Source organism: Helicobacter fennelliae, assembly GCF_900451005.1.
Classification (GTDB): domain Bacteria; phylum Campylobacterota; class Campylobacteria; order Campylobacterales; family Helicobacteraceae; genus Helicobacter_B; species Helicobacter_B fennelliae.
In genome coordinates this window covers 200707-216677 of record NZ_UGIB01000001.1, presented here as the reverse complement: position 1 = coordinate 216677, position 15971 = coordinate 200707, and the positions used below count along the sequence as shown (strand labels likewise).

Here is a 15971-nt window from a genome sequence, read left to right as displayed (position 1 = left end):
GGGGTATTTTGAGGAGATTTATTCGATTTTGATTGATCGCATTTATGACACGACAAGTGGCATAAACAAAAAACTTGATAGCTCATCAAAAAATATCCAACAAATCAGCGAAAGCTTAAGCCAAAACTCAGCCTCACTCTCTGGTGTCATCGGCAATCTCAAAAAAATTGATTCTATCCGCGATTCTGCATCAAACCAATCAGTTTTTATTTTATTTATGCTTCTTATCATCGTAGCGATTACAGCAATGACAATGTTTGTGATATTTAGGATTCTAAGACGATTTAAAGAGGATTCTCAACAAGTCGCAACTTACCTCAAAGATGTAAGCAAAGGTGGCGATAAATTGCGAGCTGGCGGGACATTGAGACTTGGCAGAAGTGAAAATGATGAGCTATATATCGTAAGTCTTTTTATCAATTCATTTATCGACAAAATGAAGCAAACTATCGAAGTAGCCGGGCATACGACAGAAGAAATCGTCCGACTCAATCAATACATCTCTGATCTCAAACACAACATAGATAACATTGTCGTGCGCACCAACAAAAACACACTCACAGGAAATAGTATCATTAAGGATTTGGATTCTAATATCGAGCTTGCGAGTGCTTCACAAGGCAAAATCACAGAGAGCAAAAACTATCTTGATGATACAAGCAACAATATCTCAGCCCTCCTTGAAGAGCTTAGTAACACGGTCAAAAGCCAAGATGAGCTCAACAAAAAGCTCCAAGAATTAAGCGATAGTATCATGCAAGTCAAAGATGTCTCGCTCCTTATCTATGATGTGGCAGACCAGACAAACTTGCTTGCGCTTAATGCAGCGATCGAAGCGGCGCGTGCGGGCGAGCATGGAAGGGGATTTGCAGTCGTGGCTGATGAGGTGCGAAAGCTTGCAGAATCTACACAAAAAAGCCTACAAGAAATCGAATCACGCATTAATCTTGCTATGCAAAATCTAGGCGATATAAGTGCTGCGATGACGCAAAACTCTCAAACTTTCTCGGATCTCTCGCATGAAGCGGATACTTCCAAACAAAGTATCACAACGATCCAAGACTTTATGCTTGAAGTGGTGCAAAACACTAGCGAGCAGTCAAAAAGCTCAATCGCGATCACAAAGCAAACTCGCGGTATCATAAATGAGCTTAACGAAATCGATCAGCTTTTGTTTAAATCATCAGAAGTAATCAAAACAGTTGTCGAACGTTCTGAAAAACTCAAAGAAAATGATGCGATACTTAGCAAAGTTATCAATGGATTTTAGAATTTAGATTCTAATTTCCATGTGATCTAAATCCTAGCTTTTTGGTAAATTTTGCGGATTGCATCGGTTCTCTTAATTAGCGACGCACGAAAAGTGCGACTCACTGCTAAACTTGCAAAGCTACAAAAATAAGCTAAAAATAGAGGATTTCTTTACGCGCCATTGTGTTTGCATAAATTCTAAAATCTAAAAATTAAAAAAAGTCTAGAATTTCTTAATGCTTGCTTGTGTTTGCATAGAATTAAAACTTGTCATTACTTGAGTGAGTGAAACGAACGAAGAATCCAAATCCAAACTGGAATCTATTTTAGATTTTGTATTAGATTTTTACTGGATTCTTCGCTAACGCTTAAGACATGACGGGTAAGAGTGCGTCAAAACAATATAGAATCTAGATTCTAAAACTTAAAAAATGGATTGCCATGCAAAATTTGAAAATTTTGCTCGCAATTGAGGGGGCAGGTTTGTCATTGCAAGGACAATAGGACGAAGCAAAAGAGAATCTAAAACTCATCATAATTACCACGCAATCTTACGATTACTCGCAATGACAAAATTTTCTAGGATTCTTTAGTTGTTGCAAAGCTTTAGAATAATGATGAAGTGGATTCTTATATATTGCCACGACTTCTTACGAAGTCTTACAATGACGATTCTTTTTTGGATTACAACGCTTGTGCTTAAGTAATGACGATTTATTTTATAGATTGGCATTTAATTCTATGAGAGTAAAATCCTGCCTATAAGTTTTATTTTTTGAATTATGTGAAGATTTGACAAAAGAGTGATTTTGATGTATTTAGTTTTTTCTTTGTTGGAGAGAAATTCTAAATATAGGCTTGTTGCAGAGAGGATAATATTGTTTTTTGACATAATGAGTGCGAACATTTTTTCAATATTGAGTTCTCGCCTAAACAGATAAGCATTATCAAATGTTTTGCCATAATGATTGTTTGTTGAGTGTATGCGGTATTTGATCCCATATATATCAAGATATCCTATGTTTGCTCCCACTAAGCTTGCGCCCCAGATAATACAATCATCAGCCCTAATCCGCCAATCACCCTCCAAATCCAGAGGTAGAATCTTCTCTAAGATAGATTTTTTTATGCTTATGCTAGATGTTGAGTTGCCTAAATATTCTTTGAGAAAGTATGCCTTATACAGCCCAAATCCCAAAATTGATTTTTTGTATGGTGATTGTGGTTTGTAAGTGCTATTATCGGGTAGTAAATGCTCATTATTGCAGAATGCAAATTCAACATCTTTGTGTTGTGTATAAAATTCAACGCATTGAAGCATATAGTTTTTATTCATCACATCATCAGCATCAAGAAAAAACACAATGTCAATATCTTTATTGAGTGCCTTAAATCCGGCGTTAAATGCACTAAGTTGTCCGCCATTTTCTTTACTGATGACTTTGACTCCTGTAAGAGATGAGATTGTTTGGAGTGAATTATCGCTACTTCCATCATCAACAATGAGTATTTGGAGATATGGGTAATTTTGATTTTGTATAGATTTTACGCATTCTTTGATATATTTTGCATAGTTATAATTACTGATAATAACTGCGACTTTTGGAAGATTGTGGCTTGTCATTTAGGGTGCTTTTTGATTTGGGTAAGTTCGTCTTGGCTAAAAAACCATGACCATTCTTTTGCCTCTATCACTTTATATTGGTGTTGTGAATAGAATCTAGGATTTGTAGTTGGGGATTTAAGCTTGATTGGCTTTATAGCATTTGACCCAAATTCATCGATAAAATCACAATAAAATCCATCACAAATAGCCTTTATATCGCATTGATTGCATTTGGAATGATAAATTTTATGTTTTGAGATATTGTGCATGATTTCTTTTTGTTCGAAATAAAAGCATTCTACTTTTGAATATTGGTGGGTTTTGTCATAATTTTTGGCATTTGGCGTATAGTGTTTCATCTTGTCAAATATAGGCTTTTGATATGACAAAATCGGGGCATATGATTTAAAGCGTAAAGGCACAAAAGGTAAAAGCAATGATTTTATCCATTGAAGTTTTTCTTTTAGTGTCGATGAGCGATAGATTCTTGATATTTTAAATCTTGAGAGATAGTAGATTGTTCGTCTTGGCTCAATTGGTGATTTGGCTTGTCGTTGTGCAGGTCTATCAACCCACAATCGTGAGCTTGCTTCCCATTCGTGATTATCATAAAGCATTTGATCGCTGTTTTGGATATTTTTACGATATTTTTCACTCACTACACAAAAAGGTAAAAATCTCAAATTCACTTCGATATTAAGATTCTCAAGTTTGTCAATGATTGGCTCTAATTTTTGAGCGATAATGTCATAATATGGAATCTTATGGGCTTGTCGGAGTATTTTTTGATCACCAGTGTTATTATACGCTATAAAATTTACAACCCTCGCATTATATTGGATTGCCAAATCAGCGATTTGCTCCATTTCGTCTATGATTTGGTTTGTGAGGACTGCATTGACTCGTATTGGGATTTGAAGTTTTTTGAGATTTTCTAAGGCTTTTTGTTGTTTTTCAAAAGCATTTTTGCTTCCTACGACCTTATTGTAAGTCTCGCCAATACCTTGTAACGATATTAAAAAATCATAGATTCCAGCAGTTTTGAATTTTTGTGCAAACTCAAAATTACTCAAAGTTATGCCATTTGTGATGAGCGTTGGCTTTAGCCCAATTTGATTGCAGTATGAAATCAACTCAAAGATATGCGGATAAATTGTTGGCTCACCACCTTGTATATCAATGCTATTGAGTCCATATTCCTCTACAAAAATCTTACACATTGTTTTGGCTTTTTCTAATGTAAAAAATGCGTGTTCGGGGTGATTTTTGTCAGCAATGCGTTCGGCAAAGTAGCAAAAAAAGCAGTTAAGATTACAAGTTTGTCCAAGCCATATAACAGCCCTACGAGTGGGGAGTTTTTTAGTTGTAAGGCAGAAATCGTTATGAGCGAATTTAATAAGTGGGATTTGAGATTTATGAGTGTTGTTCTCTGCCCCCCCCCCCTTCACTTATATGCTTATGATACATATTCATTTTATTCCTTTGTCATTAAAATCTCTAAATATTAGCACCATATCGCTAAAACTTACTTTAATTCATTATTTGAATCCAAATTTATTTTTGATTTTTTGGTAGATAAATTTATGAGGTGCAAACAGGGCGGATTTTATGTTGGTTATGCGATCATCGAGCGTTTGGAGGCTTTGGCTTAGGGCTTTGGCATAAGAGATGAAATCTGTATCAGCGATTTTTGATTTGAGCTCTTGAAGCTCTTGTGCGAAAGCTGGGGTTTTGTCCGCCATTTTCCACCATTGCTCGCGAAAGTAAGATTCTACAAAAGGCTTAAAATCAAAATCAAGCACGCTATAAGCGGACGCCCAAGGCTTAGGGCAGCAGCAATAATGAATGATTTTGATATTAGCAAGCGAGGCTTGATAGGTGTCGATTGAAAATTTGCAGATGTTTTGCGCGGGGGTTTTGAGTCGTGCGTTGTGATTTGCTATCATCATAAAGTAAATAATAAAATTCCATTTTGGCTCTAGCTTTGTGGTGTTGTCGCCGATAATCGCATTTAAAATATCTTGATCGCGAAATCGTGTTGCATAGGTATTTAAAAAATCCATGCATTGCTGTTGTATGTTTTGCTTTCTCCATTCTTTGAGATTGATAAGCATACAGCCTGAATTAAAATACGCGTATGGATTGGGGTATTTGAAGTCTTTTGTGTGTGGGCGGATAGCCTTAAATGGCTCTGTTGCAATAGTCGGATCAAGCACAACTCCAGCAAAAGTGCTACCTAAATCCATCTCAAAGAGTTCGCTTATATCTGAAAGTGTGAGCATATCGACATCAAGATATAGGCATATATCAAGATCTTGAGGCAAAAATTGAGCGAGTAAGATTCTGCAATATGCAAGCTTATTTGTTCCTTGTCTTGCCCATTGCGGCATACCTTCAGAATCAAAAATAGAAATATCTACATAATGAATGCGTATCTCACAAGGAAAAATAAGCGAGAGTTCATTTTGGAGGATTTGGAGTTTGTCTTTGGTAGGCTTTGAGATATTATCAGTTAAGATGTGAAAGCAGTATTTGCCCCCCCCCCAACCGAGATTTTTGAGGCTTTGTTGGCTCTTTTTTATGTGTATTTGTAATTATGCTTGTGATAAGCACTGCTGCAAATTTGATATACCCTTCATTTGCGTTCAAACAGATATGATACATTATTGCTCCTTTTTGTAACTTTTAATAGAATCCAAAACGCCATTGATGAGCTTTGGGGCGTTTTCTTCGCCATAGATTTTGGCAAGCTCAATGGCTTCATTGATGATGATAGGTGTGTCAGTTTGGGTATAGATAAGCTCATAGACGCCAAGTCGTAGGATACTTTTTTCGATTCTGCCCAATCGCGAAAAATCCCATTCTTTGAGATGAGATTTGATGAGTTCATCAATTTGCGGAAGGCATTGCGTGATGCCATTAAATAGACAAAGCGCGAATTCTTGTTGTTTGTTGCGGATTTTTTTTTCTTCAAGGATAGTGATCGCGCTTTTTTTTATGTCGTCATTGCCTATCTCATACCCATACAAAAGCCCAATGACAGCCTCTCTGGCTTGTGTTCTTGTCGCCATTAGATTTTGAGTGCTTGATAGAGGCTTATGAGTTCTATGAGTGCATTCATCGCTTCAAATCCTTTGTTGCCCGCTTTTGAGCCTGCGCGCTCGATCGCTTGCTCGACATTATCAGTCGTAAGCACGCCAAAGCTCACAGGTGTGGTGTATTTGAGCGTGGCATTGGCAATGCCTTTTGTCGCTTCAGCACTCACATAATCAAAATGCGGTGTCCCGCCTCTAATGATGACGCCTAGAGTGCAGATTCCGCTGTATTTTTTGGTGGCTAGGATTCTATCAAGCACAAATGGAATCTCATACGCGCCCGGCACTAAAATGAGATCGAGATTTTTTTCATTGCCTCCGTGTCTCAAAAAGCTATCTTTCGCGCCTTCGATTAGCCTATCGCTGATGATGTGATTAAACCTCGCGCAAACGATTGCGATTTTTTCTGATCCTTGAAGTAGGATTTTGCCTTCAAATGTATTCATTTTTGCTCCTTTATAAGAATTTATGTTTAAAAATTTATAGTGTGGAATGCATTTTTGGAGAATGCATATTTAGAGAATGTGTTTTTGCACTGGTAGAATCTAAATGCAAGGCATCTTGGATCGCAAAAAGCTGCTTTATGAGCGGTTGTAGCTTATCAAGCGGAATCATATTTGACCCATCACTAAGCGCATTTGTAGGATCATAATGCGTCTCGATAAAAAACCCATCAACCCCCACAGCCGCCGCAGCTTTGGCTAAATATGGCGCAAAATAGCTCTCTCCGCCACTTTTTCCACCCGCACCGCCGGGCATTTGCACGCTATGTGTTACATCAAAAATCACCGGCGCAAATTCCCTCATAATCACAAGCGATCGCATATCAACGACAAGATTCCCATAGCCAAAGCTAGCCCCGCGCTCTGTGAGGCAGATTTGATGTTTTTTGGATTCTGCAAAGATTGCTTCATTATCGCTAGTATCGATATTATCACTAGCATTGCTACGCGTTTTTATCGCTTTTAGCACGCTATATCGCATATCTTTTGGGTTCATAAACTGCCCTTTTTTGATATTTATGGCTTTATTTGTCTTTGCCACAGAGACGATTAAATCCGTCTGGCGACACAAAAAAGCCGGAATCTGAATCACATCAGCCACTTGGGCGATTGCTTGCGCTTGGGTGGATTCGTGAATGTCTGTGATGATTTTGTAGCCAAATTCTTTTTTGATCTCATCAAGCGCGCGCAATCCCTCATCAAGCCCGGGTCCTCGATAGCTCTCAAGGCTTGTGCGATTCGCCTTATCAAAGCTTGCTTTGAAATAAAAATCAATCCTTTTATCCTCGTGAAATACCGCCAAATCATGCGCGATTTTTCGGAGTTGCTCTTTGCTCTCAATCACGCAAGGTCCGCAAAATAAAATCATTTCTCCTCCTTTAGCTTTTGTGTTTGTTGGCATTGTGTGATCTCATCTTGAAGTTCTTGCATTTCTTTGTTTTCAAGAGAGTTGTTTTGTGAGAGTCTGAGTCGGAGTGTTTTGTTAAATTCTGTGAGATTGTCTTTTAGAGATTCTGATGTGCCATCAAGAAATTCTCGAAGTTTTTGATAATCTTCTTGCGTAAAAGAATCACCCCAAAACTCTGGATCATAATGCGCAAGCTCTGGGCAGATAAAATATCTCTCTTTTTCTTTTAAAGCTTGGCTTAGTTTTTGTCCCATAGGGGTTTCAAACATTTCTATGAGTTCATCTGTGTGCTTAGGATTAATCGTGCTAAGGGCTTCTTTGAAAAGAATATCGCCTTTTTTGATATTGTTATTCATTTCTTTATAAAGATTTTTCCAAGTTTTTTGGGCTTTTTTGCTTAGGCATTGTGAGATTTCTGACATTTTTGCTTCAGTGTATTTTATATATTGGGTAGTGTTTTGTATCCATATAGGAGCATTGAGTTTGTCAAAAAGCACATTGATTTTAGAATCTAAATCTTTAGATTCTGGTGTGGAATCTGTTTTTGCATTGAGTGCAGTGGTAGCTATGAGGATCATTATAGAGCAGAGTAGTTTTTTCATTGTTTTTCCTTTATTGTTTTTTTTCTTTATTATGTGAGATTGGTTTGAATTCGCGTGAGATGAGGTTGTAGTTTAGAATCTCGCCTGTCTCAATGATATAATACCAACCATAAATTCGTAGCTCGCCTCTATCAAATCTCTCCTCGACAAATGGATAAGTCATTAGATTTTCTAATTGCTGTTCGATATTGATTTGCTCTGTGAGCCAAATTCGTTTGGATTTAGAGTTTGGCTTGAGTGATTCGACTTTTTGTTTTACAGGATTAAGAAGACTTATCCATTTTTTGACATAGGGCGTTTGCTCAAGCTTTGTCGGAGGCTCATAAATCGCCGCACACGCGCCACAATTACTATGCCCGCAAATGATGATGTTTTGTATCTCTAAAATCGTGAGTGCGTATTCGATCGCTGCTGTTGTCGCTAGATAGCCTTCGCGCAGGGTTTGAGACTCTTTATAAGGAGGGACGATGTTGCCGATATTACGCACAACAAATAAATCGCCCGGCAGGGTATTGGTGATGAGATTTGGCACGACACGAGAATCTACACAAGAGATAAAAAGCGTGTGCGGTTCTTGGTGTTTTTTGAGGCTTTCATAGAGATCTTTATGCGCGTTAAAGTCCTCTTCTTGAAATTTTATTGCCCCTTCAAACAATTCTTTCATCTTAGCTCCTAAGAAATAAATGTCGCATTTTACACTTTAAAGATTAAAAATGAGATTATGAAGTGTTGAGATTTGAGTATATTTTAGATTTTGGGGTGTGAATTTGCTTGCGTTTTATCGCATTTAGACTATAATGTAGAATTTAACAAAAGGGGCATTACAATGGATAAAATGTTGGGATTTGGAGTAGCGGGGAATTTCGCAAATCATCTCGAGCAGGCAGGAGAAGCGTGTGATTTTGCGCAGATTGAGGGAGAGGAAGAAAACGCGCCAAAAGGGCTTTTTCCGTTTTACATTCCTCATAATGAGGGGTTTTTGGGGAGATTTTGCTATGACAATCACAAAATAATCCTACCCAAAAACCAGTCATTCAATATCCAAGCAGAGCCAGAAGTAGGGCTTGAATGCGAGATCATCTATCAAGACAATCATATCAAATCAATCCAGCCTAAATTTTTTATGGCGTTTAATGATGTCTCAATTCGCAATGACAAAAACGCAAAAAAACTCTCGCAGAAAAAAAATTTTTCAAGCGGCTCAAAAGCGATAGGGCAAAAAATAGCACTTGATGTGTTTGATGTGGGCGGGATTTGCGATCGCTATTCAATCGCTTCATTTGTCGAGTCGCAAGGTGTGATGGAATCATATGGCGAAAAAAGCGAGCTTGTAACTTATAGTTATTTTTATACCAAATTGCTTGATTGGATCGCAAGAAAGCTCAATACGCAGGAGGATTGCGGGGTTTTGGAGAATCTTTGGCACTTCATACAAGAGGCACGATACCCAAGCAAAGCGATTTTTGCAGTCGGTGCGACGCGCTACACGCCAAAAAACGAGCATAGATTTTTGAAAAATGGCGATAAAGTCGCAATCATAGTCTATAACCACACAAAATACACATTTGATGATATACAAGAAATCGCTAAGCACAGAAAAAATGGCTTAGCTGATATGTCAGTGATTTATCAAGATGTTGTGCAGGGGTAGATTCTAGATTCTATTTTCCATAGATTCTAAATCCTAGCTTTTAAGTGATTTGAGCTACGAGATTTGTTTTTTGCTTCGTCAATGAACTACATGTTCTATTTCCTCGCTCAAAACTTCACAATCTATCAAGCCCTTGCAAACCCATCTTAAAATCTAGAATTTTTTACACGCTCTTTTGTGTCTGCATAGAATCTATCTTTATTGTCATGTCTTAAGGAGTGCGTATGCACGACCGAAGAATCCAGAAAAAATAAAGTTTGCAAAGGACAAACCTTGCTCGCAATGACAAGCCTGCCCAATCAATTGCGAGGACGATAGGACGAAGCAATCTAGTAAAAAATGGATTGCCACGACTTCTTGCGAAGTCTCGCAATGACAATTTCTTTTTGGATTCTTCGCTGTCGCTTAAGATATGACAATAAAAATGACATAGATTCTAGAATCTATACAAATACAAGAGGCATTTAAGAAATCCTCTATTTTTAGCAGATTTTAGGGTTGTGTAGAAATTTTTAGACAAGCAAAAATACAAAAAAGTGTAACATTAAGCGTTCATCGCAGGCTAAAAATTTCAAACTCCCTGAAATATGCTAAAAAGAGAGGATTTAGATTCTATAGAAATACAATGGCGCGTAAAGAAATTCCAAAATTTAAAGGAATTTTGAGGTTTGCAAGGTAATAAGGCAATAATTTTGCTTGCTTTGGTGTTTATATTAATGCTTTTAATATCTTTAATACATTAAATCCACCAAAATACCAAAGACACTTAAGGCGCATCAAGTGTTACTTTAAGCAAAGCCAAGCATAGCTAAAGGAGTGCGTGGCAGAGCGTTTTTTTTTTTTTTTAAATGGGGCTATTTTTTGGGATTAGCCTCATTGACTTTTATTTTGCGTCCCATAAATTCTGTATTATCAAGGCTGCTGATAGCTTTTAGTGCGCTCTCATCGTCCATTTCGATAAAGCCAAACCCCTTTGGTCTACCTGTCTCTCTGTCGTTAATGAGTTTGACAGACTCTACTTTGCCAAATTGTGTAAATAAATCAACTAAATCCTGATTTGTCGCAGAGTAAGCGAGATTTCCAACATAGATACTTTTCAAATTATTCTCCGTTTGAATGTTTTGCTTTAATTTGTCATCATTGAGTCAGAAGGCGAAGAATAAAAGGTTCTAAGAGTCCAATCTCAAAGGTTTCATCTCAAAGTTGTTAATCATAAGCTTTTTAAGCTTAAAGTTTCTTAAAATTATTCATTGCGTAGAACGCTTAGAGAATCTATTTTTGAAGCTTGTCTGGCTGGATAATATGATGAGAGGCATACGATGATGATCGCGCCGATGATTGTCGCTACAAAGTCAAACAACGACAAATCAAGCGGAAGCTTATCTGTGCCATACACATCAGCAGGCAGGCTGATGATAGGAAAAGTATCTAGCACCCATAGCACGACAAATGAAAGCCCCACGCCAAAGACAATGCCTAAAATGCCAATAGTCATACCAAGATAAAAAAATGTCTTTTTAATCTCTGCCTTGCTCGCTCCAAGGCTAAGCAAAAGGGCGATTTCTTTGCGTCGATTCATCACAACCATAAGCAAAGAGCTTATGATATTAAGACTTGCCATAAGGATAATTAGCATAAGCACGATAAAAAGCACATGTTTTTCAAGATTCATCGCGGCAAAAAGATTCGCGTTTTTTTGCCACCACCCTTCAAGCGCGACATTAAGCCCTTTGATGGAATCCAAAAACTCCCGCAATAGCACAATGTCTTTCATCGGCTCTTTTGAAAAAATATGCACGCCATCATACAAGCCTTGCGGCACGCCCTTGATCGCAGCAAGTGCTTCTTTGTTTGCATACATATAGGCTGAATCATACGCGCTAATCCCGGAGCTAAATGATCCAAATAGCGAAAATCGCTTCATCACAGGGCTTAGGACAAGCCCTGTTGGCTCAAGCTTGGTGAAATACAGAGTGATTTTGTCATCTTGATTTAAAAAATGCGAATACACAACGCTTTGACCAATGATAATGCCAAATTTATTTTGGCTAAATTGCTCTAAGACTTCTTGAGAGCCAAAAGCTTTGGCAAACACAGGATTGATTTGCGCTTCTTTTTTGGGATCAATCCCAAAAATAATCGCTGCGTCCATTGTGCCATTGATCCTTGCGACAGCTTGAGAGTAGAGATAGGGGCTAAATGATAGATTTGGAAAATGAGATTCTAGCTTGTGGAGCAAATCTTCAGATATGCCTTTTTGGTTGAGCGAATAGAGCGTGAGTGGATAGCTCATCACAAAAAGTCGCTTCTCAAATTCTTTACTCATACCATTCATAATCGCCATTGCGACTATAAGCACCATAACCCCAACGCCAATGCCTAAAAACGCGAGCAAAGCAGTGATGGATATAAATGGCTGGGTTTTATCAAAGCGCAAAAATTTTTTATGCAAAAAGTGCGCGATGTTGCGTTGTTTTGGGTTCATTATTGTGCTAGCATTCCTTTTTTGGGACCGCTTCTGCCATGGCAGAGTTTGTATTTTTTGCCACTTCCGCAAGGGCATGGATCATTGCGCGATATTTTTTTGGCTTCAAAGTCTAGATTCTGCTGGATTTCATCTTTATTGAAGCTTAGATTCTTATCTTGGGCTTTTAGATCATGGATAATTTCTTGCGTTTGGTTTTGTGGGTTTTCTTCGGCTTGAAGTCGTATGATGTGAAGTGTTTTTACTGCTTGGATTTTGATCTGCTCGACAAGCTCCATAAAAAGATTGTAGCTTTCTTTTTTGTATTCTACAAGCGGATCTTTTTGGTTGTAGCCTCGCAGCCCTATGCCGGTTTTGAGTGTATCCATTGCATAGAGATGTTCGCGCCAAAGATTATCAAGGATTTGTAGATAGATAATGCGTTCAATCTCATTGCGTTGCTGTGGCGGAAGGTGCGACATTTTTTCTTCGTAGCTGTTGGTGAGCTGGTGGTTTATGTATTCTTCGATTTCAGCAGGATTTATCTTGCTTAAAGCCTCGCTTTCAAGCTCTAAGCCAAATTCTTCTTTGATAATCGCAATAAGCGCATTTGTATCAAGCTCTAATGAGTGCTCATCTTGGAATCTGATTTTATTGATTGTTTGCGCGAGGGCAAGAGATCGATTATCTTGAATGCGCTGAATCATATCATAATCTGGATCTAAAAGCTCATTGCGGAATTTATACACGCTTTTGCGTTGCTCGTTTGCGACATCATCGTATTCAAGCAAATGTTTTCTTGACTCAAAGTGTAGATTCTCGACTTTTTTTTGCGCATTTTGCACAGAGCGCGTAACAAGGCTAGATTCTATATGTTCGCCCTCTTTGAGTCCTAATTTTTCCATAATGCCCTTAAGTTTATCACTTCCAAAAATCCTCAAAAGCGCGTCCTCAAGGCTAAGGTAAAACTGACTCACACCCGGATCGCCTTGTCTGCCCGCGCGTCCTCGAAGCTGATTGTCAATCCTGCGACTCTCATGTCGCTCTGTGCCGATGATATAAAGCCCACCAAGCTCTTTTATCTCATCATCAATCTTTATATCAACGCCCCTTCCTGCCATATTTGTAGCGATTGTTACAGAGCCTTTGAGCCCAGCGTCTTTGATGATTTCAGCTTCTTTTGTGTGCTGTTTGGCGTTTAGCACGGTATGGGCGATTTTTTCTTTTTTGAGGAGATTATGCAGAATCTCACTTTTTTCAATGCTTGCTGTCCCGACCAAAACAGGCTGTCCTTTTGCGTGAAGCTCTTTGATTTTGGCGATAACGGCATTAAATTTTTCGCGCTCACTTTTGTAAATTAAGTCATTGAGATCTTGCCTTTTTATTGGCACATTTGTGGGTATGGAGACGACTTCAAGGTTATAGATTTGCAAAAATTCAGTCGCTTCAGTCTGCGCTGTCCCAGTCATTCCAGCAAGCTTTTCATAAAGTCTGAAGTAGTTTTGAAATGTAATATCTGCTAATGTTTGGCTCTCTTCTTTGATATTGACTTTTTCTTTGGCTTCAAGTGCTTGGTGCAAGCCCTCGCTAAATCGTCGTCCCTCACTTAGACGCCCTGTAAATTCATCAACGATAATCACTTCACCATTTTGCACGACATAATCTTTGTCTTTTGAAAAAAGATAATTTGCCTTCAGGGCTTGATCGAGATGATGAGAGAGGGCGGCGTTTTCTATGCTGTATAGATTCTCGATTTTGAAGAGATTTTCAGCTTTTTTGATACCTTCTTCTGTGATTAAAATCACGCGGTTTTTTTCATCGATACTGAAGTCTTTTGACGTTTCCATTTTTTTGGCGATAAGATCGGCGGCTTGGTAGTTTTCTAGCTTTTTATTTACAGGACCAGAGATGATGAGCGGAGTTCTTGCTTCATCGATAAGTATAGAATCCACCTCGTCAATAATCGCATAAAAATGGCATTTTTGGACTTTAGATTCTAAATCATATTTCATATTATCACGCAAGTAATCAAAGCCAAATTCGTTATTTGTCCCATAGACAATATCATTTGCATACACTTCTAGGCGCGTGGCGTCATCTTTGAGGTTTGAGGTGATGACACCTACGCTATATCCCAAAAAGTTATACAAAGGCATCATCTCGTTTGCATCGCGATTGGCTAGGTAGTCGTTAACCGTTACGACATGCACGCTTTGAGCGCGCATCGCATTTAGGCTCACAGCAAGGGTTGCTACAAGGGTTTTTCCTTCGCCTGTTTTCATCTCGGCTATTTTGCCATCATTAAGCACCATTCCGCCGATGAGCTGCACATCAAAATGTCTCATACCAAGTGTGCGCACGCTCGCTTCTCGCGTGATAGCAAAGCTTGCCTCTAGCACAGAATCTAGACTTGCGCCGTCTTTTACTTTTTGCTTGAGTGCTTCAAACGCGCTTTTGAGCTCATCATCGCTGAGGTTTTTGTAGCTAGATTCTAGGGTGTTGATAGCATTGACGCACTTTTGGTATTTTTTTATGAGTTTGTCATTTCGTGTGCCAAGTATTTTTCCGACTATGGTTTGTATCATCAAAGCAACCTTATTTCATTCATTTTTGATTGTTTTTTCAGGCGCAATTATATACAAACTTATTTTAACGAAGGCTTATAAGGCTTGTAAATAAGAATCTATATTGCTCGCATTGAGTTCCACGCCAAAATTATTTGGCAAATTGAGATAATCTCCTTTTTGAAAGATTCTATCAAGAATCAGCCCTCCTATTTTTGGCTTAAAATGCCACCCTAATGTATCAAAATTATCTTTTTGGCTTGTGATTTCATTGACTCCATAAAAGCTAATAACGCGTGCTTTTGTGTTTTTTACTAATGTCTCAATCGCCTTAAAATACTGCTCTTTAATGCCATATTTTTCAAATAATTCGTAATGCATTGCGTGCTTTGGAAAAATGATAAATATATCCTTAGAATCTACAATCTTTGCTAGCTCTGTAATCTCATCTAAATCAATAGTGTAATTGAAGTAATGCAGATAGTTTTTTTGGGGTGGCGTGCCAAAGTATGTTTGCTCAAGTTTTTCAAAAGTAAAATCTGGTGCTATTTGTTTATTTTCTTGCTCAAAAGCATAATTTGTATTTCTTTGAAACACAAAGTCAGTTATTTTTTCTTTAATTAAAATCAAAAAATCCCCAAGATTTGTCCAATAAGGAAGTGTATTGGTATGCAATGCCTCTTCAAAGCGATTGTTTTGCACCATTTTTTGAGTATTGAGTGAAAATGCGTCAAGCCCCACAATCAAATGAACGTTATTTTTCTTGAATTGCTTAGCGATAAATAATATCTCTGCGCTTGTAATGCTTGATATTGCGCTACTTATCGTATGAGAATGTAGCTCATCTGCAAGACGTGATATGTTGATTCTCAAAAAACGCGAAGAGCCAATCGTATAATATGATGCTTTGGCTTCAAGTCTTGGCTTGTAGAGATGTGTTTTTGTGCTTACAAGATTAGCTAAACGCTTATGGTGAGAATCTCTCAAACCATACATATCTGCATAATAATTCACACAAAAAGCACCAACAGACATAATCCCAAATAACACAATAAAGGCAATACTAAAGCGTTTGTAATCAAGTCTCATACATACTTCCTAAAAATTAAAATACAAAAATTCGCTTGAATCGTGATAAGATAAAACGCCCAAAGCAAGACAAAATAGAGCCAAACTCAAAATCAGCCAATGGATTTTGGGTTTTAGGCTTTGTGTGAGCTCACAACTATTTCTCACCCACACCACCACAAATCCTCCAATAATCGCAGGAATAACAATATATGAACTTGTCTGAATTGTACTCGCCCATCGATCAATAGTGTATATAA

15 protein-coding genes and 1 pseudogene are annotated in these 15971 nt (G+C 38.0%); 3 read left to right on the top strand and 13 right to left on the bottom strand.

Annotated features, from left to right (window positions below):
• Positions 1-772 precede the first annotated feature (772 nt).
• Positions 773-1111 (top strand): annotated as a pseudogene (locus DY109_RS12455) (methyl-accepting chemotaxis protein); the annotation flags it as partial.
• Positions 1112-1990: 879 nt separating this feature from the next.
• Here DY109_RS12455 and DY109_RS01140 read toward each other — a convergent pair.
• From DY109_RS01140 to DY109_RS01105, 9 genes are all read right to left on the bottom strand, one after another.
• Positions 1991-2875 carry a glycosyltransferase family 2 protein gene (locus DY109_RS01140; RefSeq protein WP_023946634.1) on the bottom strand — a complete coding sequence of 295 codons (885 nt, stop codon included), beginning with the start codon at positions 2873-2875 and terminating at the stop codon, positions 1991-1993.
• The gene (locus tag DY109_RS01135) at positions 2872-4305 is read right to left on the bottom strand and encodes a radical SAM protein (protein ID WP_244916624.1); all 1434 of its coding nucleotides are present in this window, start codon (positions 4303-4305) and stop codon (positions 2872-2874) included. The genes DY109_RS01140 and DY109_RS01135 overlap by 4 nt, the downstream gene beginning before the upstream one ends.
• A gap of 90 nt (positions 4306-4395) precedes the next feature.
• Positions 4396-5331 carry a glycosyltransferase family 8 protein gene (locus DY109_RS01130; protein ID WP_244916672.1) on the bottom strand — a complete coding sequence of 312 codons (936 nt, stop codon included), beginning with the start codon at positions 5329-5331 and terminating at the stop codon, positions 4396-4398.
• A gap of 34 nt (positions 5332-5365) precedes the next feature.
• Positions 5366-5521, bottom strand: coding sequence for a hypothetical protein (locus DY109_RS11755; protein ID WP_244916623.1), 156 nt, complete (start codon positions 5519-5521; stop codon positions 5366-5368).
• The gene (nusB, locus tag DY109_RS01125) at positions 5521-5928 is read right to left on the bottom strand and encodes a transcription antitermination factor NusB (protein WP_023946629.1); all 408 of its coding nucleotides are present in this window, start codon (positions 5926-5928) and stop codon (positions 5521-5523) included. The genes DY109_RS11755 and nusB overlap by 1 nt, the downstream gene beginning before the upstream one ends.
• Positions 5928-6398 carry a 6,7-dimethyl-8-ribityllumazine synthase gene (gene ribH, locus DY109_RS01120; RefSeq protein WP_023946627.1) on the bottom strand — a complete coding sequence of 157 codons (471 nt, stop codon included), beginning with the start codon at positions 6396-6398 and terminating at the stop codon, positions 5928-5930. The genes nusB and ribH overlap by 1 nt, the downstream gene beginning before the upstream one ends.
• A gap of 34 nt (positions 6399-6432) precedes the next feature.
• Positions 6433-7356 (bottom strand): 3-deoxy-8-phosphooctulonate synthase, encoded by a 924-nt coding sequence (gene kdsA / locus DY109_RS01115; protein ID WP_081714854.1) that lies wholly within the window; start codon positions 7354-7356, stop codon positions 6433-6435.
• Positions 7320-7964 carry a hypothetical protein gene (locus tag DY109_RS01110; protein ID WP_023946622.1) on the bottom strand — a complete coding sequence of 215 codons (645 nt, stop codon included), beginning with the start codon at positions 7962-7964 and terminating at the stop codon, positions 7320-7322. Before DY109_RS01110 ends, kdsA begins: the two co-directional genes overlap by 37 nt.
• A 10-nt stretch (positions 7965-7974) precedes the next feature.
• Positions 7975-8628 carry a carbonic anhydrase gene (locus DY109_RS01105; RefSeq protein ID WP_023946620.1) on the bottom strand — a complete coding sequence of 218 codons (654 nt, stop codon included), beginning with the start codon at positions 8626-8628 and terminating at the stop codon, positions 7975-7977.
• A 162-nt stretch (positions 8629-8790) separates the two neighbouring features.
• Here DY109_RS01105 and DY109_RS01100 point away from each other — a divergent pair, with 162 nt between their 5' ends.
• The gene (locus DY109_RS01100) at positions 8791-9615 is read left to right on the top strand and encodes a DUF5718 family protein (protein ID WP_034549164.1); all 825 of its coding nucleotides are present in this window, start codon (positions 8791-8793) and stop codon (positions 9613-9615) included.
• A gap of 339 nt (positions 9616-9954) precedes the next feature.
• On the top strand, positions 9955-10083 hold the full coding sequence (locus DY109_RS12275) for a hypothetical protein (protein ID WP_023946614.1): 129 nt from the start codon (positions 9955-9957) through the stop codon (positions 10081-10083).
• A gap of 386 nt (positions 10084-10469) precedes the next feature.
• Here DY109_RS12275 and DY109_RS01095 read toward each other — a convergent pair whose 3' ends face one another.
• The 4 genes from DY109_RS01095 to DY109_RS01080 form a co-directional block, all read right to left on the bottom strand.
• Positions 10470-10715 (bottom strand): RNA recognition motif domain-containing protein, encoded by a 246-nt coding sequence (locus DY109_RS01095; RefSeq protein ID WP_023946612.1) that lies wholly within the window; start codon positions 10713-10715, stop codon positions 10470-10472.
• A gap of 143 nt (positions 10716-10858) precedes the next feature.
• Complete coding sequence (locus DY109_RS01090) at positions 10859-12100, bottom strand: ABC transporter permease (RefSeq protein ID WP_023946610.1); 1242 nt, start codon at positions 12098-12100, stop codon at positions 10859-10861.
• Positions 12100-14664, bottom strand: coding sequence for a preprotein translocase subunit SecA (gene secA, locus DY109_RS01085; RefSeq protein ID WP_023946609.1), 2565 nt, complete (start codon positions 14662-14664; stop codon positions 12100-12102). Before secA ends, DY109_RS01090 begins: the two co-directional genes overlap by 1 nt.
• Before the next feature lie 75 nt (positions 14665-14739).
• Positions 14740-15732 carry a hypothetical protein gene (locus tag DY109_RS01080; RefSeq protein ID WP_023946607.1) on the bottom strand — a complete coding sequence of 331 codons (993 nt, stop codon included), beginning with the start codon at positions 15730-15732 and terminating at the stop codon, positions 14740-14742.
• Positions 15733-15971 lie beyond the last annotated feature (239 nt).

Coding starts and splice junctions, on each gene's coding strand:
- DY109_RS01110 (WP_023946622.1), bottom strand. CDS start 7,964: ATGAAAAAACTACTCTGCTCTATAATGATCCTCATAGCTACCACTGCA.
- DY109_RS01105 (WP_023946620.1), bottom strand. CDS start 8,628: ATGAAAGAATTGTTTGAAGGGGCAATAAAATTTCAAGAAGAGGACTTT.
- DY109_RS11755 (WP_244916623.1), bottom strand. CDS start 5,521: ATGTATCATATCTGTTTGAACGCAAATGAAGGGTATATCAAATTTGCA.
- nusB (WP_023946629.1), bottom strand. CDS start 5,928: ATGGCGACAAGAACACAAGCCAGAGAGGCTGTCATTGGGCTTTTGTAT.
- DY109_RS12275 (WP_023946614.1), top strand. CDS start 9,955: ATGGATTGCCACGACTTCTTGCGAAGTCTCGCAATGACAATTTCTTTT.
- DY109_RS01140 (WP_023946634.1), bottom strand. CDS start 2,875: ATGACAAGCCACAATCTTCCAAAAGTCGCAGTTATTATCAGTAATTAT.
- DY109_RS01100 (WP_034549164.1), top strand. CDS start 8,791: ATGGATAAAATGTTGGGATTTGGAGTAGCGGGGAATTTCGCAAATCAT.
- kdsA (WP_081714854.1), bottom strand. CDS start 7,356: ATGCCAACAAACACAAAAGCTAAAGGAGGAGAAATGATTTTATTTTGC.
- ribH (WP_023946627.1), bottom strand. CDS start 6,398: ATGAATACATTTGAAGGCAAAATCCTACTTCAAGGATCAGAAAAAATC.
- DY109_RS01090 (WP_023946610.1), bottom strand. CDS start 12,100: ATGAACCCAAAACAACGCAACATCGCGCACTTTTTGCATAAAAAATTT.
- secA (WP_023946609.1), bottom strand. CDS start 14,664: ATGATACAAACCATAGTCGGAAAAATACTTGGCACACGAAATGACAAA.
- DY109_RS01080 (WP_023946607.1), bottom strand. CDS start 15,732: ATGAGACTTGATTACAAACGCTTTAGTATTGCCTTTATTGTGTTATTT.